This is a genomic window from Escherichia sp. B1147 (assembly GCF_001660175.1).
GTDB classification, from domain to species: domain Bacteria; phylum Pseudomonadota; class Gammaproteobacteria; order Enterobacterales; family Enterobacteriaceae; genus Escherichia; species Escherichia whittamii.
In genome coordinates, this window is record NZ_LFHY01000013.1 from 177,828 (window position 1) to 200,813 (window position 22,986).

Genomic DNA, 22,986 nt, shown 5'->3' on the forward strand with positions numbered 1-22,986 from the left:
CTGGCCCGGCCTCCGTTTCAGAACACCAGGTGTTCTGCGCGCACAATCAAAGACATACCCGAATTCAGCTGGACGCGGACGCCGTCTTTGGTGATTTCTAATACGGTGGCATCCATCGCATTTTGACCAGCTTTCACCTTCAGGGCTTGTCCGACAGTCAGAGCTGAAATGTCAGAAACTGGGGTGTGCTGTTCTTCGCGAGGTGCTTTTACTGTTTTTGGCGCTTTCTCAGCCGTTTTTTGCGCGCGAGGTTTGCGCTCGGCGCCTTCTTTACGGCGTTGCGCGGCAGGACGTGGCTTGCGTTCGCGGCGTGGTGCGTCTTCTTTCTCACCTGCAGCTGCGGCAGCTTCGCGTTTTTTCGCCTGCTGTTCGGCACGCTGCGCCTGGACGCGCGCTTTCGCTTCTTCAAGCTGCTTGCGAGCATGTTCTACATGCTGCTCGTCCAGCTCACCGCAGGGGTTGCCGTCGAGATCGACACGCGTCGCGCCTGGTTTAACGCCATACAGATAGCGCCAGCTCGAAGTGTAGAGACGTAAAGCGGATCGCAGTTGCGTTTTGCTAAGGTTCATTTCCCCAGCAACGCGATCGACCAAATCCTGAAAAATACCGATTTTCAGCGGACGCGCTTCACCTTCCGCACTGAAACAGTGGGGAAAACGTTCGGCCAGAAACGCGATTACTTCTTTACTGCTATTCAACTTAGGTTGATTTTCCATGAAATTTCCTGATTACAACGGACGTAGCCAACAAGCGCAGGCATGAACAGGCGTCATTATAATGACGTCATCAGTAAATGCTACGTTATCCGTTGATTATCCTGCGACGCTCGCAAAGAATTTTTTGTAATCCGTCGTTGCAAGCACCTTTTCAAGCTGTGCTACAAGCTGACGTAAGCCTTGCTCGTCCTCGTCTGTAAAGCGACCGAAGACGGTACTATCAATGTCGAGAACACCAATAATCTGATTTTTCACCACCAGTGGCAGGACAATTTCAGAATTACTCGCCGCATCACAGGCAATATGCCCGTCAAAGGCGTGAACATCCTCGATTCGCTGTACTTGATTGCGGGCAACTGCAGTGCCACACACGCCGCGCCCGACGGGGATCCGTACACAGGCAATTTTGCCCTGAAACGGTCCGAGCACCAGCGTATCGTCCTCAAGCAAATAAAACCCAGCCCAGTTTACGTCAGTCAGGCGCTCGTATAACAAAGCACTGGTATTCGCCAGCGTTGCCAGAAAACTGGTTTCTCCCGCCATCAACGCATTAAAGTCGCGGTTTAAGTCCGCGTAAAATTCTGTTTTGTTCATTATATAATCACTTGGTTGTCTTACCTGGAACTGCCAGCCTATTAAAATAAGCATTAAATGCGTTAATGCTCAAGATCATTCCCATCATGGGTTAAGATAAATGTTAATTCTTATTACATTTGGCATGTCATGGCTCTTAACACCCCACAAATTACGCCGACAAAAAAGATAACAGTGAGGGCAATTGGCGAGGAACTACCGCGTGGTGATTATCAACGTTGCCCGGAATGTGACATGCTGTTTAGCCTGCCCGAGATAAATTCTCACCAGAGTGCCTATTGCCCGCGCTGTCAGGCGAAAATTCGCGATGGACGTGACTGGTCGCTCACAAGGCTGGCGGCAATGGCTTTTACTATGTTGTTGCTAATGCCGTTTGCCTGGGGCGAACCTCTATTACATATCTGGCTGTTAGGTATCCGTATCGACGCCAATGTAGTGCAAGGCATCTGGCAGATGACCAAACAGGGCGATGCGATAACCGGCGCAATGGTGTTTTTCTGCGTTATCGGCGCGCCTCTCATTCTGGTGACATCTATTGCTTATTTATGGTTTGGCAATCGGCTGGGAATGAATTTACGCCCGGTGTTGCTGATGCTGGAGCGACTAAAAGAGTGGGTAATGCTGGATATCTATCTGGTAGGTATCGGTGTTGCTTCAATAAAGGTACAGGATTACGCCCATATCCAGGCGGGTATCGGGCTATTCGCTTTTTTCGCGCTGGTGATTTTAACAGCGGTGACATTGTCACATCTTAATGTTGAACAGCTGTGGGAGCGATTTTATCCGCAGCGCTCTGCCACGCGTAGGGACGAGAAATTACGCGTTTGCCTGGGTTGTCACTTTACCGGCTACCCCGATCCGCGCGGTCGCTGTCCACGTTGCCATATCCCGCTTCGCCTGCGCCGCCACCATAGTATTCAAAAATGCTGGGCGGCGCTTTTGGCTTCAATTGTCTTATTGTTACCTGCCAACCTGCTTCCTATTTCGATCATTTACCTGAACGGCGGACGACAAGAAGATACGATCCTTTCCGGGATTATGTCGCTGGCGAACAGCAATATTGCCGTTGCCGGAATCGTGTTTATTGCCAGTATTCTGGTGCCATTTACCAAAGTGATTGTTATGTTCACTTTATTGTTGAGCATTCACTTGAAATGCCAACAGGGGTTACGTACGCGAATAATGTTATTGCGGATAGTGACCTGGATTGGCCGCTGGTCGATGTTGGATCTGTTTGTCATTGCGTTAACCATGTCACTGATTAATCGCGATCAGATCCTTGCTTTTACTATGGGACCAGCTGCGTTTTATTTCGGCGCAGCGGTTATTTTGACTATTCTTGCTGTGGAATGGCTGGACAGCCGCTTACTTTGGGATGCACATGAGTCAGGAAACGCCCGCTTCGACGACTGAAGCGCAAATTAAAACTAAACGCCGTATCTCACCTTTCTGGTTGTTGCCATTCATTGCGCTAATGATTGCCGGTTGGCTAATTTGGGGGAGTTATCAGGATCGGGGCAATACCGTTACCATCGACTTTATGTCGGCGGACGGCATTGTCCCGGGTCGCACACCTGTTCGTTATCAGGGCGTTGAAGTCGGAACGGTGCAGAATGTCAGCCTCAGCGACGATCTACGTAAGATTGAAGTGAAGGTCAGTATCAAGTCCGATATGAAAGATGCGCTGCGCGAAGAGACGCAGTTCTGGTTGGTGACGCCGAAAGCCTCACTGGCGGGTGTTTCCGGACTGGATGCGCTGGTCGGCGGTAACTATATCGGCATGATGCCGGGCAAAGGTAAAGAGCAGGATCACTTTGTGGCGCTCGATACCCAGCCAAAATATCGGCTGGATAATGGTGATCTGATGATCCATCTGCAAGCCCCCGATCTCGGTTCATTGAACAGCGGATCGCTGGTCTATTTCCGCAAAATCCCGGTGGGACGCGTCTATGACTATGCGATCAATCCCAATAAGCAAGGCGTGGTGATTGATGTCCTGATTGAGCGTCGTTTCACCGATTTGGTGAAAAAAGGCAGCCGCTTCTGGAACGTTTCCGGTGTCGATGCCAATGTCAGCATCAGTGGCGCGAAGGTGAAACTGGAAAGCCTGGCAGCTCTGGTTAACGGTGCAATTGCCTTTGATTCACCAGAAGAGTCGAAACCTGCAGATCCGGAAGATACCTTTGGTCTGTATGAGGATCTCGCCCACAGCCAGCGTGGGGTGATCATAAAGCTGGATCTACCAGGTGGAGTCGGATTAAGCGCCGATTCAACGCCGCTCATGTACCAGGGGCTGGAAGTCGGGCAACTGACCAAACTGGATTTAAACCCAGGAGGCAAAGTCACCGGGGAAATGACCGTTGATCCCAGCGTCGTCACCCTGCTTCGTGAAAACACCCGCATCGAATTACGTAATCCGAAATTATCCCTCAGCGATGCCAACCTCAGCGCCCTGCTGACAGGCAAAACGTTCGAACTGGTGCCTGGTGATGGCGAACCACGCAAAGAGTTTGTTGTTGTGCCAGGCGAGAAAGCCCTGCTGCAAGAGCCGGATGTTCTGACGCTAACCCTGACGGCACCAGAAAGCTATGGCATCGATGCCGGTCAGCCGCTCATTCTTCACGGCGTACAGGTCGGTCAGGTTATCGACCGTAAACTCACCAGCAAAGGCGTGACATTTACCGTTGCTATCGAACCCCAGCATCGCGCACTGGTAAAAGGCGACAGCAAATTTGTCGTTAATAGTCGTGTCGACGTGAAAGTGGGTCTGGATGGTGTCGAGTTTCTCGGTGCCAGTGCCTCAGAATGGATCAACGGCGGGATCCGTATTCTGCCGGGCGACAAAGGTGAGATGAAAGCCAGCTACCCACTGTACGCCAATCTGGAAAAAGCCCTCGAAAATAGTCTTAGTGATTTACCCACAACGACCGTGAGTTTGAGTGCAGAGACGCTGCCGGATGTGCAGGCAGGGTCGGTAGTGTTGTACCGCAAATTTGAAGTCGGTGAAGTTATTACCGTACGTCCGCGAGCTAACGCGTTTGATATCGATCTGCATATTAAGCCGGAGTATCGCAACCTGCTGACCAGTAACAGCGTGTTCTGGGCAGAAGGCGGCGCGAAAGTTCAACTTAACGGCAGCGGCCTGACCGTTCAGGCATCACCGCTTTCACGGGCGTTAAAGGGAGCCATCAGCTTCGATAATCTCAGCGGCGCCAGCGCCAGTCAGCGCAAAGGCGATAAGCGAATTCTGTATGCGTCAGAAACAGCCGCTCGTGCGGTCGGTGGGCAGATTACGCTCCACGCTTTCGATGCCGGAAAACTGGCGATCGGGATGCCAATTCGCTATCTCGGGATTGATATCGGGCAAATCCAGACGCTGGATCTGATCACCGCACACAATGAAGTGCAGGCAAAAGCGGTGCTCTATCCGGAATATGTCCAGACCTTCGCCCGCGGTGGTACGCGCTTCTCGGTGGTCACACCGCAAATTTCAGCGGCAGGCGTTGAGCATCTTGATACGCTACTCCAGCCGTATATCAACGTCGAACCAGGTCGGGGTAATCCTCGCCGTGACTTTGAGTTGCAGGAAGCTACCATTACTGATTCTCGTTACCTTGATGGCTTAAGCATTATTGTCGAAGCGCCCGAAGTCGGTTCGTTAGGTATTGGTACACCAGTACTGTTCCGTGGTCTGGAAGTAGGTACAGTCACCGGAATGACGCTGGGAACATTGTCGGATCGGGTGATGATTGCGATGCGCATCAGTAAACGTTACCAGCACCTGGTGCGTAACAACTCCGTCTTCTGGCTAGCTTCGGGCTACAGTCTGGACTTCGGTCTGACGGGCGGCGTGGTGAAAACCGGCACCTTTAATCAGTTTATCCGTGGCGGGATCGCCTTTGCCACACCGCCAGGCACGCCGCTGGCACCGAAAGCCCAGGAAGGCAAACATTTCCTGTTGCTGGAAAGTGAACCGAAAGAGTGGCGTGAATGGGGAACGGCACTGCCACGATAAGCCACATAGCTCCGGCGTGCCTGCGCCGGAGCGTTTATGCTAAACTGCGCGCCTGTTTTTTTGCCAGTGGTACATACTCGTGGCCCAACAAACCGTTTATTTCCCGGACGCCTTTCTGACGCAAATGCGTGAAGCCATGCCTTCGGCGCTCTCTTTTGATGATTTTCTCGCCGCCTGTCAGCGCCCGTTGCGCCGCAGCATTCGCGTAAATACCCTGAAAATCTCCGTTGCTGATTTCCTGCAATTAACCGCGTCTTACGGCTGGACGCTAACGCCGATTCCCTGGTGTGATGAAGGTTTCTGGATTGAACGCGATGATGAAGAGACATTGCCGTTGGGCAGTACCGCTGAACATTTAAGCGGTCTGTTTTACATCCAGGAAGCCAGTTCAATGTTGCCCGTTGCGGCGTTGTTTGCCGAGGGTAACTCCCCGCAGCGGATGATGGATGTTGCCGCCGCGCCTGGTTCAAAAACCACGCAAATTGCCGCTCGCATGAATAACGAAGGGGCGATTCTTGCCAATGAGTTTTCCGCCAGCCGGGTAAAAGTGTTACATGCCAATATCAGCCGCTGTGGCATAAGTAATGTTGCGCTGACTCATTTTGATGGCCGCGTCTTTGGTGCTGCGCTACCAGAAATGTTCGATGCCATTTTACTGGACGCCCCCTGCTCTGGCGAAGGCGTGGTGCGTAAAGATCCCGACGCACTGAAAAACTGGTCACCGGAAAGCAATCAGCAAATTGCTGCGACCCAGCGGGAACTGATAGACAGTGCCTTTCACGCATTACGTCCTGGCGGTACGCTGGTCTACTCAACCTGTACCTTAAACAAGGAAGAAAACGAAGCCGTTTGTCTGTGGCTGAAAGAGACTTACCCCGACGCAGTAGAGTTTTTACCGCTTGGCAATCTCTTCCCAGGCGCGGACAAGGCGCTGACCGAAGAAGGCTTTTTGCACGTTTTCCCACAAATTTACGACTGCGAAGGCTTCTTCGTTGCCCGTCTGCGCAAAACACAGTCGATTCCTGCCTTACCCGCGCCGAAATACAAAGTGGGTAATTTCCCTTTTAGCCCTGTGAAAGATCGCGAATCCGCACAAATTCGGCAGGCAGCTGCGAGTGTCGGCTTAAACTGGGATGAAAATCTGCGCCTCTGGCAGCGCGATAAAGAACTCTGGTTATTCCCGGTGGGCATTGAAGCGTTGATCGGTAAAGTCCGGTTTTCCCGTCTGGGAATTAAGCTTGCCGAAATGCATAACAAAGGTTATCGCTGGCAGCATGAAGCTGTCATTGCTCTTGCCTCAGTCGCCCATGCTAACGCGTTTGAACTGACACCACAGGAAGCGGAAGAGTGGTATCGCGGGCGCGATGTTTACCCGCAAACCGCGCCAACTACAGATGATGTGCTGGTAACCTTCCAGCATCAGCCAATAGGTTTAGCCAAACGTATTGGCTCGCGACTGAAAAACAGTTACCCACGGGAACTGGTACGTGACGGAAAACTGTTTACTGGTAACGCCTGACTGCGCACAAAAAAAGCGCACGTTTTGACTGGCGAATCTCACTGCCTTGACTACGCTGAAAAATGGTGCGATCGGACTGGTCGTACCACAACCGGCAGATAAACGGAGAGCACGAAGATGAAAACCAGTGTGCGCATAGGCGCTTTTGAAATCGATGACGGTGAGTTACACGGCGAATCGCCAGGCGATCGAACATTAACGATTCCTTGTAAATCTGACCCCGATTTGTGTATGCAACTGGATGCCTGGGACGCCGAAACCAGCATTCCAGCTCTACTGAACGGCGAACACTCTGTCCTGTACCGTACCCGCTACGATCAAAAGTCTGATGCCTGGATTATGCGTCTTGCCTGATCCAAAAAGAACCCGTCGGCATGGCGGGTTATTTATTCTGGTTATTTCCCCGAAGTAAAATACTCTCCTAAACTTAACGGTACGGCACCACACTTCGAGGATGAAATGTTCGCGCTGGTACTTTTTGTTTGCTATCTGGACGCTGGCTGTGAAGATATTGTTGTTGACGTTTACAACACGGAACAGCAGTGCATCTACTCAATGGACGATCAACGGATCCGCCACGGTGGCTGCTTTCCTGTTGAGGATTTTATTGATGGGTTCTGGCGGCCCGCACAGGAGTACAGTAACTTTTAGTTACTGGAGTTGTTCCACCGTGAGTGTCCCTCCGAAGACGGCGCCGGTGTCTATATAATGCAAGTTTCCAATATCTACACGATGAGGTAATGGCGTATGGCCAAACCAGAAATGGTCAGCACCGCTAATTCCCTGCCCTTTTTGGCCTTCACGTAATCGCGAACGACTCCACAATACCTGGTGCAAATCGACTTCCTTTTGCCATTGATAAATGTCGTCTGGATAATCAGCATGGGCAATAACATGTTTGCCCGTGCAACTGTTTAATTCAAGAATAAAAGGCAAATGCTGGCATTTTTCGAGTGCCCTTTCTGCTTGCTTCTGTTGTTTATCTGTCAGCGCAGCAAACCAGTCGCCACCGTTCATATACCATAAAGACATCTGCTGCGCGGCCAGTGCATCTATCGCCATCTGCTCATGATTACCTCTTACCGCTCTAACCCAGCGTTGCTCCAGTAGTTGAAGACAACGCAAACTCTCCGGACCACGATCAATAACATCACCTACCGAGATCAATAAGTCTTGCCACGGGTCAAAACGGCAGTGCCATAATTTGATACGCAGTAGCCCAAGGCAGCCATGAATATCCCCTACCAACCAGATATGTCGCCAATGGCTGCCATCAATTTTCTGATAGGTGCGGCCTGCCTCTTTCATCAATTTTTTACTCCCGCGCAGAAGGTCACATTATTTTAACATAAATGTTAAAAAAGGCTGGACTGAAGCAGTAGAGTGTGTGTTATGGTTGATTGTGAAGTCAGCACAGGGAAAACAGTGATGTATTCATCCGTTGGCTTTATAGATAAAAAGAGACCGAATACGATTCCTGTATTCGGTCCAGGGAAATGGCTCTTGGGAGAGAGCCGTGCGCTAAAAGTTGGCATTAATGCAGGCTTAGTTGCCTTGCCCTTTAAGAATAGATGACGACGCCAGGTTTTCCAGTCCACATGAAAAGTGGTCAGAAAAAAGCGTCTTTATCATCCTTTAAAAAGTAAAAAACGCCCGGTCTGATAAAAGATCCCCGGCGTTTTTTTGGGAAATCAAAAGGCTAATTCAGGTAATTAGCAGAGTTTTTCAGCTCGTTCTATAAATGGCGTCAGGCTCATTTTTTCACCAGGTTTGTTGGGATCGTCAATCTGGATCACTGAAATAGGCTGGGCCTTAGTCTTCCCGCTGGAAACCTCTTTTTGCGCAACATCGTTCAAAGGGTATTGCACCAGGGTGCTGGGATTAATGACATACAGCGCATTACCCGGTCGGCATGTCAACATCACTTCTTCGCGATTAAACGCCCATTTGTCTTTGCCAATTTCAAAACGGCTGACGGTAATCACCTGAGGAGCCGCCAGCACCGCTGTGGAACTGGTGAGCAACAAAAACGCCAATATACTTTTTTTCATCATTTATCGTAATCCATCAAAACGGTTCCAGAGTTGCAAGCAGGCTGATAATCACCAGTACCACCGCACCTATCGCCCATTCGAGTTGAGTCATCCATACAAACCAGGGAACTGCCCGGACTTCGTCATGCCGCATTCTTGGGACCAGGACATAACGATTTGCCAGCGCGATGACCACCATAATCATAACCAGTATGACTTTGAGCAATAAGAGTTGGCCCCAGTAAGTGGCAAGCGTGGGGGGAAATCCCGTGATTAATAATGCATTGAGCACACCACTCACCAGCACGCCAATGACAGCAAAATGTCCGCACCAGGAAAAACGCATCAGCGCATGAATGGCGTGGCTTCTCCAGCGCCCTTTCACCAGGCGCATACACCAGATAACCGGCAGTAGCCCTCCAAACCATGCTGCAGCACAGATAAGATGTACGGCATGATTGGTCTGATGAATTTTTGCGGTTAATCCTTCATGTAATGTCGCGTGTCCCATCCCCGCCATCAGGATAAATTGCGCGGAGATCAGCATAAACAGTAACCGCAGCATATTCCGTGGTTGCATCAGGACGACGGTCAACGTAACGAGTGCGAGAACGATTTGCCAGAGCCAGACGCCTCCGAACTGCGTTTGTAACACCGACAGCCAGATACTCAGCGAAACTACATCTGGCCATCCCGCGCCCATCAACCCACCCTGAACGGCGAACATCGCTGCGGCACTGATCAAACTCCATGCAGCTGCCTGCTGTTGTAAACGCAAAAAACGCTTCGTCAATAATCGACGAATTGTCACTGGTGCCAACCATGCCCCGTACATCGCGAAGCCAAAAACCAGCATCAGAGAGATAAAATGGATAAATCGCAATGCGACCCAGGTAAGCGCTAGCATGCTTTATTTCACAGTAAAGGTGTACTGCCCTTTGGTTTTATGCCCATCCACCGAAACGACATGCCAGTCAACGGTATAACTTCCGGGATTCAGAGCGTCGGCAAGCGGAACGATCAATTGCTTTGTGTCTTGTTCATTACGCTTCGCGGGTAATGTTTTAACATTTTCATTTTTTGGGCCGATGATTTTGGCCCCACTGAATCCAGGTTCAATACCTTCAGAGAAATTTAAAGTAATGGCCTGTGGGGCAGCGGTCACCGCCGCATTCGCCGCGGGATACTGGTGCGTCAGATGCGCATGTGCCCAGACGGAAGGCGCCGCCAGCGAAACGGCAATTATTGCCAGTGTATGACGAAGAGAACGCGCAGTTGAAACCATATTATCTATTCCTTTTTGTAATGAGTTTTTTACAGAGCATAACCTTGTCTAATGAGAGAGTCGAGGATCATCAATTCAGGCTTGCCATCCTGGCTGACTCTTAGTAACTTTTGCCCGCAATTAACGAGGAGACACAGCATGCTGAAGAATCTGGCCAAACTGGATCAAACTGAAATGGATAAAGTAAATGTCGATCTGGCCGCTGCCGGAGTAGCATTTAAAGAACGGTACAATATGCCGGTGATTGCTGAAGCCGTTGAACGTGAACAACCTGAACACTTGCGCAGCTGGTTTCGTGAGCGCCTTATCGCCCACCGTCTCGCCTCTGTAAATCTGTCACGTTTACCTTACGAGCCCAAACTTAAATAAATCTTATATTAAGTTACACTTTCTTACATGGTGCCTGCTAAATTATAAGTATTTTCTCATACTCACCACTATTCGCAGACACTATGAAAAGGAAGTCATCATGTCGTACTGGAAAGTTGCAGCAGCGCAGTATGAGCCTCGTAATGCTTCACTCACTGAACAGGTAGCCCATCATCTGGAGTTCGTGAGGGCTGCCGCAAGACACCAGTGCGAACTGTTGGTTTTTCCCTCGCTTTCTCTACTGGGATGTGATTACAAACGACGTGCGCTTCCGTCTCCACCCGACCTCTCGCTTTTAGACCCGCTTTGTTATGCAGCAACAACCACGCGAATGACCATTATTGCGGGCCTTCCCGTTGAATATAATGAGCGTTTTATTCGCGGTATTGCAGTATTCGCCCCCTGGATGAAAACGCCAGGAATTTATCATCAAAGTCATGGTGCATGTCTGGATCAGCTTTCTAAAACCATCACTGTAGTGGATGGACAACCGGAAGGTATTGACATGGACCCGACTTGTTCACTTTTTACAACCGGGCAATGCATCGGTGAACCTGACATAATGGCTTCGACCCGACGCTTAGAGTTTTTCTCACATCAATACTCCATCGCCGTACTAATGGCGAACGCCCGCGGTAACAGCGCACTGTGGGACGAACATGGTCGCCTTATCGTCCGCGCCGATCGCGGTTCGCTTTTGTTGGTTGGTCAGCGCTCTTCGCAGGGTTGGCAAGGCGATATCATTCCATTACGCTAGGCGTTTTCTTCCTGGAGCATGACCATGTTGCGCATTATCGATACAGAAACCTGCGGTTTGCAGGGAGGGATCGTTGAAATTGCCTCTGTTGATGTTGTTAACGGGAAAATCGTCAACCCTATGAGCCACCTGGTGCGTCCCGACCGCCCCATCAGCCCACAAGCCATGGCGATTCACCGTATTACAGAGTCCATGGTTGCCGACAAACCGTGGATTGAAGAAGTTATCCCACACTATTACGGTAGCGAATGGTATGTCGCCCACAATGCCAGTTTTGACCGCCGGGTATTGCCAGAAATGCCCGGAGAGTGGATTTGCACCATGAAACTGGCTCGTCGTTTGTGGCCAGGAATCAAGTACAGCAATATGGCGCTGTATAAATCACGCAAGCTGAATGTCCAGACACCATCGGGTTTGCATCACCACCGCGCGCTGTATGATTGCTATATTACCGCAGCCCTGCTTATCGATATTATGAACACATCCGGCTGGACAGCGGAGCAAATGGCGGATATCACCGGGCGTCCGTCGTTGTTGACGACGTTCACGTTTGGCAAGTATCGCGGCAAAGCCGTATCAGACGTTGCAAAGCGCGATCCGGGCTATCTGCGCTGGTTATTTAACAACCTTGACAGCATGAGCCCGGAGTTACGTTTAACCTTGAAGCATTATCTGGAGAATGCTTAAACCGCTGATTGGCCTAGTAATGTCCCCTGCGCCAGGGCTATCAGAAAAGCATATTCCATTGCCACGCCTTCGTAGGATTTAAAACGCCCGGATTTACCGCCATGCCCTGAATCCATGTCGGTACAAAGCAGTAATAGATTGTTATCAGTTTTAAGCTCGCGCAACTTAGCCACCCATTTTGCCGGTTCCCAGTATTGCACCTGTGAGTCGTGTAAACCGGTCGTTACCAGCAGATGCGGATACGTCTGGGCGGTGACATTGTCATACGGGCTATAGCTTTTCATATACTCATAATATTGCGGATCCTGCGGATTTCCCCACTCTTCAAATTCGCCGGTAGTAAGAGGAATCGACTCATCAAGCATCGTTGTTACTACATCAACAAACGGTACCTGAGCAATCACGCCGTGGAATAGCTCGGGGCGCTCATTAATTGCAACGCCCATTAACATACCGCCAGCACTGCCTCCCATCGCATAACAGAGTGAAGGTGAACCGTAGCCCAGTTTTAACAATGCGTCGCAGGCATCGAGATAGTCATTAAAGGTATTTTTCTTTTTCAGGAATTTACCGTCTTCGTACCATTGCTGCCCCAGCTCACCACCGCCACGGACATGGACAATGGCGTAGACAAAACCGCGATCCAACAAACTCAGGCGGCTAGAACTGAAATCGGCATCAATGCTTGCGCCGTAAGAACCATATCCGTATACCAGCAGCGGGTTGTGGCCTTTCTGGAAATGCTTGCGATGATAGACCAGCGAAACAGGCACTTCGACGCCATCACGAGCGGTGATCCACAAGTGTTCGCTGCGATAATTCGCCGCATCGAAACCGGGAACTTCCGTTTGTTTTAGTACCCGACGCTCGCCAGTATCCATATCCAGCTCAAACAAAGTATCTGGCGTGGTCATGGAGGAATAGCCATAACGCAATCGTGAAGTTTCAGGTTCCGGGTTATAGGCAATCCAGGTGACATAAGCCGGATCATCAAAGGCAATGCCGATAACCTCCCGCGTTTTGCGGTTGATTTGCCGCAGACTGGTTAATCCACGCTGACGCTCTTCAACCACCAACCAGTCAGTAAACAGCGTAAAGCCTTCGAGCATGATGTTATCGCGCGGCGGGATTAACTCTTCCCACTGTTGCTCATCACGCATGCGGGTACGGTATAAGCCAAAATTTTTGCCGTTGCGGTTGGAGCGCAGATAAAACCGATGCTGGTAGTGATCAAGACTGTATTCGTGATCTTTGCGACGCGGTAAAAAGACAAACGGCTCGGCATCGGCCAGCTCTGCATCCAGCAAACGAACTTCGCTGGTAGTGGCGCTGGCAAGATGAATAACCACATAGTGTTTCGATGTCGTTTTATGCAGGCTGACATAAAAGGTATCGTCTTTTTCTTCGTAAATCAGTTTGTCTTCAGATGCTGGAGTGCCAATGGCATGCCGCCAGACCTGATACGGCAACAACGTCACCGGATGCTTGCGAACATAATAAAATGTCCAGGAGTCATTCGCCCAGACAAAGCTGGGTTCCACGTTATCCAGCAGTTCGGGATACCAGTTGCCCGTTTCCAGATTACGAAAACGGATACCGTACTGGCGTCGGGAAAGGAAATCTTCTGCAAGTGCCATAATCGTGTTATCGGGCGTAATCGCCATTCCGCCCATTGAATAAAATTCACTGTGCGCCGCCCGTTTGTTCGCATCGAGCAGAGTCTCCCACTCGTCCCACTCTTCACTGAACGCCGACTGACGCTGGTAGATAGCATATTCACAACCAGGTTCATAAATATGTCGGTAGCGATAGCCATTTTTGACGTAAGGTGCAGAGACTTCTCTTTGCGGTATTCGGTCAATGATTTCTTTTAATATCCGATCCTGCAAGGCTTGTTGCGAAGCCATGACCTGATGACCGTAACTATTTTCTTGTTGCAGGTAATCCAGCACTTCCGGCTGCGAGCGTGAGTCGTCCCGCAGCCAGTAGTAATTATCGATGCGCGTATCGCCATGAAGCGTCATAGCGTGGGGAATTCGAGCAGCTTGTGGTAGCATGTTATTGTTCTTTCTGGTTGAAACATCTTATAAGGGTGGCAAAACTCACCGGGGATGCAAGCGAAACAGGGTAGTCATTGCTTAGATGATGACAGGTAATGGCGTGAAAATCGAAAGGATGTAGCCTGCGAAAATTAATTCGCTCAAATAGCTGTGCGGTTTTGTATAGCCCGATACACCGACATATCAGGCTATACGGAGTGATATATTATTCAGACAAAGTACGTTTTTGCTGTTCGAGATCGCGTTCAATTCCTTCACGGACTTCCTGGGGAATTTTCAGCGCATCCCCCAGTGCATTCAGGTAACTGCGCTCCATGAAATGGTCAATATCAATAGCCGCACAGCTCAGGAAATAGATCTCCAGCGCCTCTTCTTCGTTGCGAATCCCCTGGGCCAGGCGCTGCGGGTCCAACGGTTGCTCGATTGCCTGTTCGATAAGTACACGCCCCTGCTCTTCAACACCAGCTTCACGCAATTGCTGGTCGATAGCAGCGCGTTCTTTACTATCGATATGACCATCGCTTTTGGCAGCAAAAACCAGGGCCAGGATTAAACGTTCTGTACGTTCATCCAGCGGCGTACTTTGGGTGCCGAATTGCGGTTCGTTCTGATGCGCCGCACGAATTTTATCTTTGTATTTGTTCCACAGTACTGTACCGGCAACCGCTCCGCCGCCGACCAGCAACGCGTTTGTACCGTATTTCGTTAATAGTTTACGTGCTGATTTATTCGCAACCAGCAGTCCTGCCAACCCGCCTAATGCGCCGGGGACTAAAAGTTTGCCCAATCCCTGATCTGTAGACGAAGAGGAAGAACTGCTTTGCCCAAGAAGGGATTGCAGTTGATTTAACCAGTTAGCCATGTTTGCTCCTCAATTCACCATTTTAATGGCAACAGCATAGCGAATGAGGATGTCAGAAAGTGTATATAGAGACAAAAGATGCGCAAATAAGCGGGACGGAAAGCAGTCCTCACAGGAAATTCGCGTCAGGTAAGGTGATTACTGTATATCGGGCAGTAAAGAGGGTTTTAGGTGATAGTGGTTTAACGTTTTGGGTGGCTTTGTTTGATGCTGATTGCCCGATGAGACGCTGTGGCGTCTTATCAGGCCTACGGCTCTGGCGCGTTGTTAGGCGGATAAGGCGCTCGCGCCGCATCCGCCAACGGTCAACCGAATTACCAGAAGCCATTAACGCCGCTGATACTCCGCGATTCCCGCTTTACAGTCCACATTAACCAGATAATGAATATCGGCACTTTTACCGCGTACGGTCAACGGCACTGACCATTTGTCATCTTTACCCTGAATATCCTGCAAACTAACCCACGCCACAGGATCGGCCTGACCGACGATTTTTTGATCGTCGGCCCAACGCGCAACGCGGTTTTGCTGATAATCACGTTTTACACTCGCAGCAATTCCGGCTGCATCCAAACCTTCACATTTTGGGAAAGTTACCGACTTGCTGGTTTCGTTATTGGCAGCAAAAACTGATGCACAGGCGGAAACCAACAACAGCCCCAACAACGCTCCTCTTTTTTTCATGTTTTTCTCCATAGCACAATGATTCAGGAGAAAGCATGGTACAAATTATCAGGAGCGCAAGTTGCTTCAGGCTGCGCGGGTTTCACCTTCCCCATCCGTGTCAGTCTCGACCACCTGAGGAGAAGGTAATTTACCGGTTTTCAGAATGGTACTAAGCACATCTTTTTGTTCTGCCAACCACAAAGAAAGCGCTTCACGCTGCTCGTCTTCCATTGTCACCGGAGAATTAGCCAACCATGTGTCGAGTAGATCCGCTGTATCGAGCATTTTGTCATAAGCATCGGCTTCCTTTTTGCTGGTAAACGACATCTTCTCTTCGCCCTCACGAATGACTACGTATTTAACTTCAACCGCCATTTGCAGCCTCTCATTATAACTGTAATTTTATACAGTATATTTCTTTTCAGTCGAGAAATCAACGCAAGCAATCAAGCAATAAAGACACGCGCAAACGTTTTCGTTTATACTTCACGCGGAATTAATCAGGGGATATTCGTTATGACGTTATTAGGCACTGCGCTGCGTCCGGCAGCAACTCGCGTGATGTTATTAGGTTCCGGTGAACTGGGTAAAGAAGTGGCAATTGAATGTCAACGACTCGGCGTAGAGGTGATTGCGGTTGATCGCTATGCCGACGCGCCCGCCATGCATGTCGCCCACCGCTCCCATGTCATTAATATGCTGGATGGCGACGCATTGCGCCGTGTGGTTGAACTGGAAAAACCACATTATATCGTGCCGGAAATCGAAGCTATTGCCACCGATATGCTGATCCAGCTTGAAGAGGAAGGGCTGAATGTTGTCCCCTGCGCGCGTGCAACACAATTGACGATGAACCGCGAAGGTATTCGTCGTCTGGCAGCGGAAGAGCTTCAGCTTCCCACTTCAACTTATCGTTTTGCTGATAGCGAAAGTCTTTTCCGCGAGGCGGTCGCCGCCATTGGCTATCCCTGCATTGTTAAACCGGTGATGAGCTCTTCCGGTAAGGGGCAGACGTTTATTCGCTCTGCCGAACAGCTGACTCAGGCATGGGAGTACGCCCAGCAAGGCGGCCGCGCCGGAGCGGGCCGTGTGATTGTTGAAGGCGTCGTTAAGTTTGATTTCGAAATTACCCTGCTAACCGTCAGCGCGGTGGATGGTGTTCATTTCTGTGCGCCTGTAGGTCATCGCCAGGAAGATGGCGACTATCGTGAATCCTGGCAACCGCAGCAAATGAGCCCACTGGCCCTCGAACGTGCGCAGGAGATTGCCCGCAAGGTGGTGCTTGCACTGGGTGGTTATGGTCTGTTTGGTGTCGAGTTGTTTGTCTGTGGTGATGAGGTGATTTTCAGTGAAGTCTCCCCTCGCCCGCATGACACCGGGATGGTGACGTTAATTTCTCAGGATCTTTCTGAGTTTGCCCTACATGTGCGTGCTTTCCTGGGACTGCCGGTGGGCGGGATTCGCCAGTATGGTCCTGCCGCTTCAGCCGTTATCCTGCCGCAACTGACTAGTCAGAATGTCACGTTTGATAACGTGCAGAATGCCGTAGGCGCAGGTTTCCAGATTCGTTTATTTGGTAAGCCGGAAATTGATGGCAGCCGTCGTCTGGGGGTAGCACTGGCGACCGCAGAGAGTGTTGATGAATCGATTGAGCGCGCAAAGCACGCCGCGGCACAGGTAAAAGTACAAGGTTAAATCTGACAAAAACACGCTATAAAAATGCCCGATTCACGATCGGGCATTTCAGATTGCTGACAAAGTGCGCATTTTTCATGTCAGATGGGACGTGAACGCCTTATCTGACCTACAAAATCTTATAAATTCAATATATTACGAATCACTCGTAGGCCTGATAAGCATAGCGCATCAGGCAATGTCGCGTTTGTCATCATCCTCAAAAATGCCCGCTCCATGATCGGGCATTTTGACTGTTACAGCTTCGCGCCTTCGACTGCTTCACGCGCCAGCTTAGTAATGCGGTCGTAATCGCCCGCTTCCAGCGCATCTGCCGGAACCAGCCAGGAGCCACCAATACACAGTACGCTTTTCAGCGCCAGGTAATCACGGTAGTTAGCCGGAGAAATACCGCCAGTCGGGCAGAAACGCACCTGGGAGAACGGACCCGCAATCGCCTGCAGTGCTTTCACGCCACCGTTAGCTTCTGCCGGGAAGAATTTGAACTCTTTCAGGCCGTAGTCCATACCCAGCATCAGTTCGGAAACAGTGCTGATACCTGGAATCAGAGGAATCGTACCTTCTGTCGCCGCTTTCAGCAGTGGTTCAGTCAGACCTGGGCTGATTGCGAACTGTGCGCCCGCTTCAGTCACTTCTGCCAGTTGCTGCGGATTCAGCACCGTACCGGCACCCACAATCGCTTCCGGTACTTCTTTGGCGATAGCACGGATAGCATCAACTGCACACGCCGTACGCAGAGTCACTTCCAGAACGCGCACCCCACCAGCAACCAACGCTTTTGCCATTGGCACCGCGTGTTCCAGTTTATTTACCACGATAACCGGTACTACCGGGCCGGTGGTCAGGATTGATTCTGCACTTGTTTTCCAGTTTTTCATCAGAGTTTTCTCTCGCCTGATTACAAATTTTGTCGTCTTAAAAAGTGATACAGGTTGCGCCCTGTTCAGCACCGGACAGTTTTTCACGCAAAGCGCTGAATAATTCACGTCCTGTTCCCACGCGTGACGCGCTCAGGTCAGGAATGTGTGGTTCGCGAGCTGCCAGTTCCGCTTCGTCTACCAGCAACGTCAGTTCGCCTGTCTGTCCATTCACACGAATGATGTCTCCATCGCGCACTTTCGCCAGCAACCCGCCATCGTAGGCTTCTGGTGTTACGTGGATAGCTGACGGCACTTTACCTGAAGCACCAGAGAGTCGTCCATCAGTAACTAACGCAATTTTGAAACACCGGTCCAATAATACACCAAGTGGCGGCATGAGTTTATGTAATTCTGGCATTCCGTTCGCTTTTGGTCCCTGATGACGGACAACAACCACACAATCGCGGTCCAGCAAACCTGCTTCAAAGGCCGGCATAACGTCATGCTGGCTCTCAAACACAACAGCAGGCGCTTCAATTATCTGGTTTTCAACCGGCACAGCAGAGGTTTTCATGACGGCACGCCCCAGGTTACCGCTTAACACTTTTGTCCCGCCATGATGAGAGAAAGGTTGTTCGAAGGAAGCTATCACATTGCTGTCGAGTGATTTTTCTGCGCCTTCACGCCAGTCCAGCTCGCCGTTATTCAGCCACGGTTCGAGGGTATAGCGCGAAAGACCAAAGCCTGCCACTGTATTGACATCTTCATGCAACAGACCCGCCTTGAGCAGTTCACGCACCAGAACCGGTACGCCCCCCGCCGCCTGGAAGTGGTTAATATCGGCCGGACCATTTGGATACAAACGCGCCATCAGAGGTACGACATCAGAAAGATCAGAGAAGTCATCCCAGTTAATCTGAATACCCGCCGCACGTGCCATCGCTACCAGGTGCATTGTGTGGTTAGTTGAGCCACCGGTCGCCAGCAACGCAACAATGCCATTCACTACCACTTTCTCGTCGATCATTTTACCGATCGGCATCCATTCATTACCGTTGCCGGTCATGCGTGTAACCTGGCGCGCAGCGGCTGCAGTGAGTGCATCACGCAACGGGGAATCCGGATGAACAAAAGAAGATCCCGGCAGTTGCATTCCCATAAACTCCACCACCATCTGGTTGGTGTTGGCAGTACCGTAGAAAGTACATGTGCCTGGGGCATGATAAGACGCCGCTTCTGACTCCAGCAGCGCCATACGATCCACCTTCCCTTCGGCATAAAGCTGGCGAATACGCACTTTTTCTTTATTTGGCAACCCGCTTGCCATCGGACCAGACGGCACAAACACCGCTGGCAGATGACCGAACGACAGTGCTGCCATCGTCAGCCCTGGGACAATCTTGTCGCACACACCGAGGAACAGCGCGCCATCAAACATGTTATGGGACAGCCCCACCGCCGCAGACATCGCAATGACTTCGCGGCTTAACAGCGACAGTTCCATACCGTCCTGCCCCTGAGTTACACCATCACACATCGCCGGAACACCACCCGCAACCTGACCAACCGCGTTGGCTTCATGCAGTGCTTTACGAATAATCTCCGGATAGTGTTCATAAGGCTGGTGGGCAGAGAGCATGTCGTTGTAGGAGGTGATGATAGCGATATTGTTACGCAACATGCTTTTCAGGGAGGCTTTGTCTTCTGGCTGGCAAGCGGCGAAACCGTGTGCCAGGTTACCACATGCCAACTGCGAACGATGAACGGTCGAGGTTTTCGCTTGTTCTATCCGGGCGAGGTAAGCAGAACGACTTTCGCGCGAACGTTCAATGATTCGATTTGTTACGCGTAACAATTGTGGATTCATAAAGGCTCCTGAAATTGAGTTGTCAGAGCAGGGTGATTCACAACGCGTTTCATTCAGAAGATTTATGAGTGAAACGCCTGTAACCGGAGCTCATAGGGCAGAAACGTTTCAGTCAGTGTAATAAAAAAAGCCCCGCGGGTGAATCCACGCGAGGCCTGAAAGTGTAAAAATTGTTCTACAATCTGTGCAAGATCATGTTACCGGTAAAATAATCCGTAAGGATAAGTCGAGATCTTACTCAAACTCATTCCAGGAGCGGCCATCACGGGTAATCATCGCCACCGAAGCAACCGGTCCCCAGGTTCCGGCCTGATACGGTTTCGGTGCATCGTTGTCCATCGCCCAGGCTTCAGTAATAGAATCCACCCATTTCCACGCTTCTTCCACTTCATCACGACGCACAAACAACGCCTGAATACCGCGCATCGTTTCCAGCAGCAGACGTTCGTAAGCATCAGCCAGATGCGTCTGATTAAATGTTTCTGAATAGCTCAGATCCAGCTTAGTGATTTGCAGGTTATGTTTGTGGTCAAGACCCGGGACTTTATTAAGTACCTGGATATCCACGCCCTCATCGGGTTGCAGACGGATAGTCAGTTTGTTCTGCGGCAGATCCTGCCACGACTCTTTAAACAGATTCAGTTCAGGCGTTTTGAAATAGACCACCACTTCAGAGCATTTAGTCGGCAGACGTTTACCGGTACGCAGGTAGAACGGTACGCCAGCCCAGCGCCAGTTATCAATGTCGACACGGATCGCCACGAAGGTTTCAGTGTTACTGCTTTTGTTCGCGCCCTCTTCTTCCAGATAGCCCGGCACTTTTTTGCCCTGGGCGAAGCCTGCGGTGTATTGCCCGCGTACTGTTTTTTCACGCACATTGGTGCGGTCAATTCGGCGCAATGACTTCAGTACTTTCACTTTTTCATCACGGATGCTGTCGGCGCTCAGGTCAGACGGCGGAGACATCGCAATCATGCAGAGAATTTGTAGCAGGTGGTTCTGGATCATATCGCGCATCTGACCGGCTTTATCAAAATAGCCCCAGCGCCCTTCGATCCCAACCTCTTCTGCCACCGTGATCTCAACATGATCAATAGTGCGATTGTCCCAGTTGTTCACAAACAGGGAGTTAGCAAAACGTAGCGCCAGCAGGTTCAGTACCGTTTCTTTACCCAGATAGTGGTCGATACGGTAAACCTGACACTCCTCGAAGTATTCGCCTACCTGATCGTTGATTTCACGCGAGGTCGCCAGCGACGTCCCCAGCGGTTTCTCCATGACTACGCGCGCTGGTTTGGCGTTCAGTTTTGCCTCGCCCAGCCCTTTGCAGATCGCGCCAAAGGTGCTTGGTGGCATGGCAAAATAGTTAATGGTGATACGATTTTTTTGATCCAGCATCGCGCCGAGACGACCGAATGCAGCCGTATCATTGACGTCAAGATTACAAAAATCCAGACGCGCACTCAGTGTGTCCCATAAACCTTCATCAATGGTTTCTTTCATGAAAGTTTCGAGCGCCTCGCGAACAACTTTTGTATATGCCGCTTTATCCCAGTCAGCACGCCCTACGCCGATAATACGGGTATCCGGGTTGAGCTGACCGGCTTTTTCCAGTTGATACAGGGAAGGCAGCAGTTTACGACGCGCAAGGTCGCCTTTCGCGCCGAAAATGACCAGGTCACAAGCCTGGGCTGTTTGCGTTACCGCCATGTCATTCTCCTTAAGTTAACTAACCCGGTACTTAAGCCTGGGTATACTTGTAATTTTCTTACGGTGCACTGTACTGCTTTTACGAGCTTGCGAAAACTGTAAACGCTTATCCACTCGTGCGATTACGATTAAACCGCGTAAAGTGCAGCAAAACTGATAAAAAAATCATCGTTAATGATGTTTTTTCATTCGAAAAAAATCTGACACCGATCATGTAATGAAAAAAAATGACAACTTTTTTATCCGCTTTTGTCATTAATACGACACACAGGCGTAATATCAGACCAAACTGCATTTCGATTTCTTTCAATGCGGAAATCGTCATTACCGTGAGTCTCTTTACATCATGAATATGCTGGAAAAAATCCAGTCTCAACTGGAACATTTGAGCAAATCAGAACGAAAAGTCGCCGAGGTCATTCTTGCTTCGCCTGACAACGCGATCCATTCGAGTATTGCTGCTCTGGCGCTTGAGGCCAATGTTAGCGAACCAACGGTGAATCGTTTCTGTCGCAGCATAGACACCCGCGGTTTTCCTGATTTTAAACTCCATCTGGCGCAAAGCCTGGCAAATGGCACGCCCTATGTTAATCGCAACGTTAATGAAGATGACAGCGTTGAATCATACACGGGGAAAATATTTGAGTCGGCAATGGCCACGCTCGATCACGTCCGTCACTCGCTGGACAAATCTGCCGTCAACCGTGCTGTCGATCTCCTGACTCAGGCCAAGAAAATCGCCTTTTTCGGTCTGGGCTCTTCGGCTGCCGTCGCCCACGATGCGATGAATAAGTTTTTTCGCTTTAATGTTCCGGTGGTTTACTCCGACGATATCGTGCTGCAACGCATGAGTTGTATGAATTGTAGCGACGGAGACGTGGTTGTGCTGATTTCTCACACCGGAAGAACCAAAAATCTGGTTGAACTGGCGCAGTTAGCACGGGAAAACGACGCGATGGTGATAGCCCTTACCTCCGCCGGTACACCACTCGCCCGGGAGGCAACGCTGGCAATTACTCTCGACGTACCGGAAGATACTGACATTTATATGCCCATGGTTTCTCGACTTGCGCAGTTGACCGTGATAGATGTGCTGGCAACAGGATTTACTTTGCGACGCGGCACAAAATTCAGAGATAACTTGAAGCGGGTCAAGGAAGCGCTCAAGGAATCGCGCTTTGATAAGCAATTACTTAAATTGAGTGACGATCGGTAAATCGATTATCACTGTTCTATCCTTATACGATATTCGCATGTGTTTAAATTACAACCACAATGGTTTTAATTTATG

The 22,986-nt window shown here is 50.3% G+C and carries 23 protein-coding genes; 10 read left to right on the forward strand and 13 right to left on the reverse strand.

Annotation, left to right across the window (positions count from 1 at the left end):
* Positions 1-17 precede the first annotated feature (17 nt).
* Both proQ and msrC read right to left on the reverse strand, forming a co-directional pair.
* Complete coding sequence (gene proQ / locus A9180_RS13675; protein ID WP_064529253.1) at positions 18-716, reverse strand: RNA chaperone ProQ; 699 nt, start codon at positions 714-716, stop codon at positions 18-20.
* Positions 717-812: 96 nt separating this feature from the next.
* A complete protein-coding gene (msrC, locus tag A9180_RS13680) occupies positions 813-1,310 on the reverse strand; it encodes an L-methionine (R)-S-oxide reductase (protein WP_001043882.1) in 498 nt (165 codons plus the stop codon).
* A gap of 129 nt (positions 1,311-1,439) precedes the next feature.
* Between msrC and yebS the strand changes: the two genes are divergently transcribed.
* The 5 genes from yebS (at position 1,440) to A9180_RS13705 (ending at position 7,495) form a co-directional block, all read left to right on the forward strand.
* Positions 1,440-2,723, forward strand: a complete 1,284-nt coding sequence (yebS, locus tag A9180_RS13685; protein WP_064529254.1) for a membrane integrity lipid transport subunit YebS — start codon at positions 1,440-1,442, stop codon at positions 2,721-2,723.
* On the forward strand, positions 2,692-5,325 hold the full coding sequence (gene yebT, locus A9180_RS13690) for a lipid-binding membrane homeostasis protein YebT (protein ID WP_064529255.1): 2,634 nt from the start codon (positions 2,692-2,694) through the stop codon (positions 5,323-5,325). The genes yebS and yebT overlap by 32 nt, the downstream gene beginning before the upstream one ends.
* Positions 5,326-5,404: 79 nt before the next feature.
* Positions 5,405-6,844 carry a 16S rRNA (cytosine(1407)-C(5))-methyltransferase RsmF gene (gene rsmF / locus A9180_RS13695; RefSeq protein ID WP_064529256.1) on the forward strand — a complete coding sequence of 480 codons (1,440 nt, stop codon included), beginning with the start codon at positions 5,405-5,407 and terminating at the stop codon, positions 6,842-6,844.
* Between the two features lie 117 nt (positions 6,845-6,961).
* The gene (locus tag A9180_RS13700; protein WP_002431586.1) at positions 6,962-7,198 is read left to right on the forward strand and encodes a YebV family protein; all 237 of its coding nucleotides are present in this window, start codon (positions 6,962-6,964) and stop codon (positions 7,196-7,198) included.
* 105 nt (positions 7,199-7,303) lie between these two features.
* A complete protein-coding gene (locus A9180_RS13705) occupies positions 7,304-7,495 on the forward strand; it encodes a YebW family protein (protein ID WP_064529257.1) in 192 nt (63 codons plus the stop codon).
* Here the strand turns inward: A9180_RS13705 and pphA are convergent, their stop codons facing one another.
* The 4 genes from pphA to yobA all read right to left on the reverse strand — a co-directional run bounded on the left by pphA (position 7,496) and on the right by yobA (position 10,162).
* Positions 7,496-8,152, reverse strand: a complete 657-nt coding sequence (pphA, locus tag A9180_RS13710; protein ID WP_064529258.1) for a protein-serine/threonine phosphatase — start codon at positions 8,150-8,152, stop codon at positions 7,496-7,498.
* Positions 8,153-8,556: 404 nt separating this feature from the next.
* Positions 8,557-8,898, reverse strand: a complete 342-nt coding sequence (locus A9180_RS13720; protein WP_074399571.1) for a YebY family protein — start codon at positions 8,896-8,898, stop codon at positions 8,557-8,559.
* Between the two features lie 13 nt (positions 8,899-8,911).
* The gene (gene copD, locus A9180_RS13725) at positions 8,912-9,784 is read right to left on the reverse strand and encodes a copper homeostasis membrane protein CopD (RefSeq protein WP_064529260.1); all 873 of its coding nucleotides are present in this window, start codon (positions 9,782-9,784) and stop codon (positions 8,912-8,914) included.
* A 3-nt stretch (positions 9,785-9,787) separates the two neighbouring features.
* The gene (yobA, locus tag A9180_RS13730; RefSeq protein ID WP_064529261.1) at positions 9,788-10,162 is read right to left on the reverse strand and encodes a CopC domain-containing protein YobA; all 375 of its coding nucleotides are present in this window, start codon (positions 10,160-10,162) and stop codon (positions 9,788-9,790) included.
* Between the two features lie 138 nt (positions 10,163-10,300).
* On the opposite strand from yobA, the gene holE reads away from it, so the two are divergent.
* From holE to exoX, 3 genes are all read left to right on the forward strand, one after another.
* The gene (gene holE, locus A9180_RS13735; protein WP_000916763.1) at positions 10,301-10,531 is read left to right on the forward strand and encodes a DNA polymerase III subunit theta; all 231 of its coding nucleotides are present in this window, start codon (positions 10,301-10,303) and stop codon (positions 10,529-10,531) included.
* Between the two features lie 100 nt (positions 10,532-10,631).
* Entirely contained in the window at positions 10,632-11,288 is a 657-nt protein-coding gene (gene yobB, locus A9180_RS13740) for a carbon-nitrogen hydrolase family protein YobB (RefSeq protein WP_064529262.1), read from the forward strand.
* Positions 11,289-11,312: 24 nt separating this feature from the next.
* Complete coding sequence (exoX, locus tag A9180_RS13745; RefSeq protein WP_064529263.1) at positions 11,313-11,975, forward strand: exodeoxyribonuclease X; 663 nt, start codon at positions 11,313-11,315, stop codon at positions 11,973-11,975.
* Here the strand turns inward: exoX and ptrB are convergent.
* From ptrB to yebG, 4 genes are all read right to left on the reverse strand, one after another.
* Positions 11,972-14,032, reverse strand: coding sequence for an oligopeptidase B (gene ptrB / locus A9180_RS13750; protein WP_064529264.1), 2,061 nt, complete (start codon positions 14,030-14,032; stop codon positions 11,972-11,974). The genes exoX and ptrB overlap by 4 nt on opposite strands.
* Positions 14,033-14,240: 208 nt before the next feature.
* Positions 14,241-14,897: a tellurite resistance TerB family protein gene (locus A9180_RS13755; protein WP_064529265.1), complete on the reverse strand. Its 657-nt coding sequence runs from the start codon at positions 14,895-14,897 to the stop codon at positions 14,241-14,243.
* A 327-nt stretch (positions 14,898-15,224) separates the two neighbouring features.
* Positions 15,225-15,581 (reverse strand): protein YebF, encoded by a 357-nt coding sequence (yebF, locus tag A9180_RS13760; RefSeq protein ID WP_064529266.1) that lies wholly within the window; start codon positions 15,579-15,581, stop codon positions 15,225-15,227.
* A 66-nt stretch (positions 15,582-15,647) separates the two neighbouring features.
* Positions 15,648-15,938 carry a DNA damage-inducible protein YebG gene (gene yebG / locus A9180_RS13765; protein WP_064529267.1) on the reverse strand — a complete coding sequence of 97 codons (291 nt, stop codon included), beginning with the start codon at positions 15,936-15,938 and terminating at the stop codon, positions 15,648-15,650.
* A gap of 141 nt (positions 15,939-16,079) precedes the next feature.
* Here yebG and purT point away from each other — a divergent pair, with 141 nt between their 5' ends.
* On the forward strand, positions 16,080-17,258 hold the full coding sequence (purT, locus tag A9180_RS13770; RefSeq protein WP_064529268.1) for a formate-dependent phosphoribosylglycinamide formyltransferase: 1,179 nt from the start codon (positions 16,080-16,082) through the stop codon (positions 17,256-17,258).
* A 236-nt stretch (positions 17,259-17,494) separates the two neighbouring features.
* Here the strand turns inward: purT and kdgA are convergent, their stop codons facing one another.
* From kdgA to zwf, 3 genes are all read right to left on the reverse strand, one after another.
* Entirely contained in the window at positions 17,495-18,136 is a 642-nt protein-coding gene (gene kdgA / locus A9180_RS13775; protein ID WP_064529269.1) for a bifunctional 4-hydroxy-2-oxoglutarate aldolase/2-dehydro-3-deoxy-phosphogluconate aldolase, read from the reverse strand.
* 37 nt (positions 18,137-18,173) lie between these two features.
* The gene (gene edd / locus A9180_RS13780) at positions 18,174-19,985 is read right to left on the reverse strand and encodes a phosphogluconate dehydratase (protein ID WP_064529270.1); all 1,812 of its coding nucleotides are present in this window, start codon (positions 19,983-19,985) and stop codon (positions 18,174-18,176) included.
* 234 nt (positions 19,986-20,219) lie between these two features.
* Positions 20,220-21,695 carry a glucose-6-phosphate dehydrogenase gene (gene zwf, locus A9180_RS13785; RefSeq protein WP_064529271.1) on the reverse strand — a complete coding sequence of 492 codons (1,476 nt, stop codon included), beginning with the start codon at positions 21,693-21,695 and terminating at the stop codon, positions 20,220-20,222.
* A gap of 346 nt (positions 21,696-22,041) precedes the next feature.
* Between zwf and hexR the strand changes: the two genes are divergently transcribed.
* Positions 22,042-22,911 (forward strand): DNA-binding transcriptional regulator HexR, encoded by an 870-nt coding sequence (gene hexR / locus A9180_RS13795; protein WP_064529273.1) that lies wholly within the window; start codon positions 22,042-22,044, stop codon positions 22,909-22,911.
* The last annotated feature ends 75 nt before the right edge of the window (positions 22,912-22,986 follow it).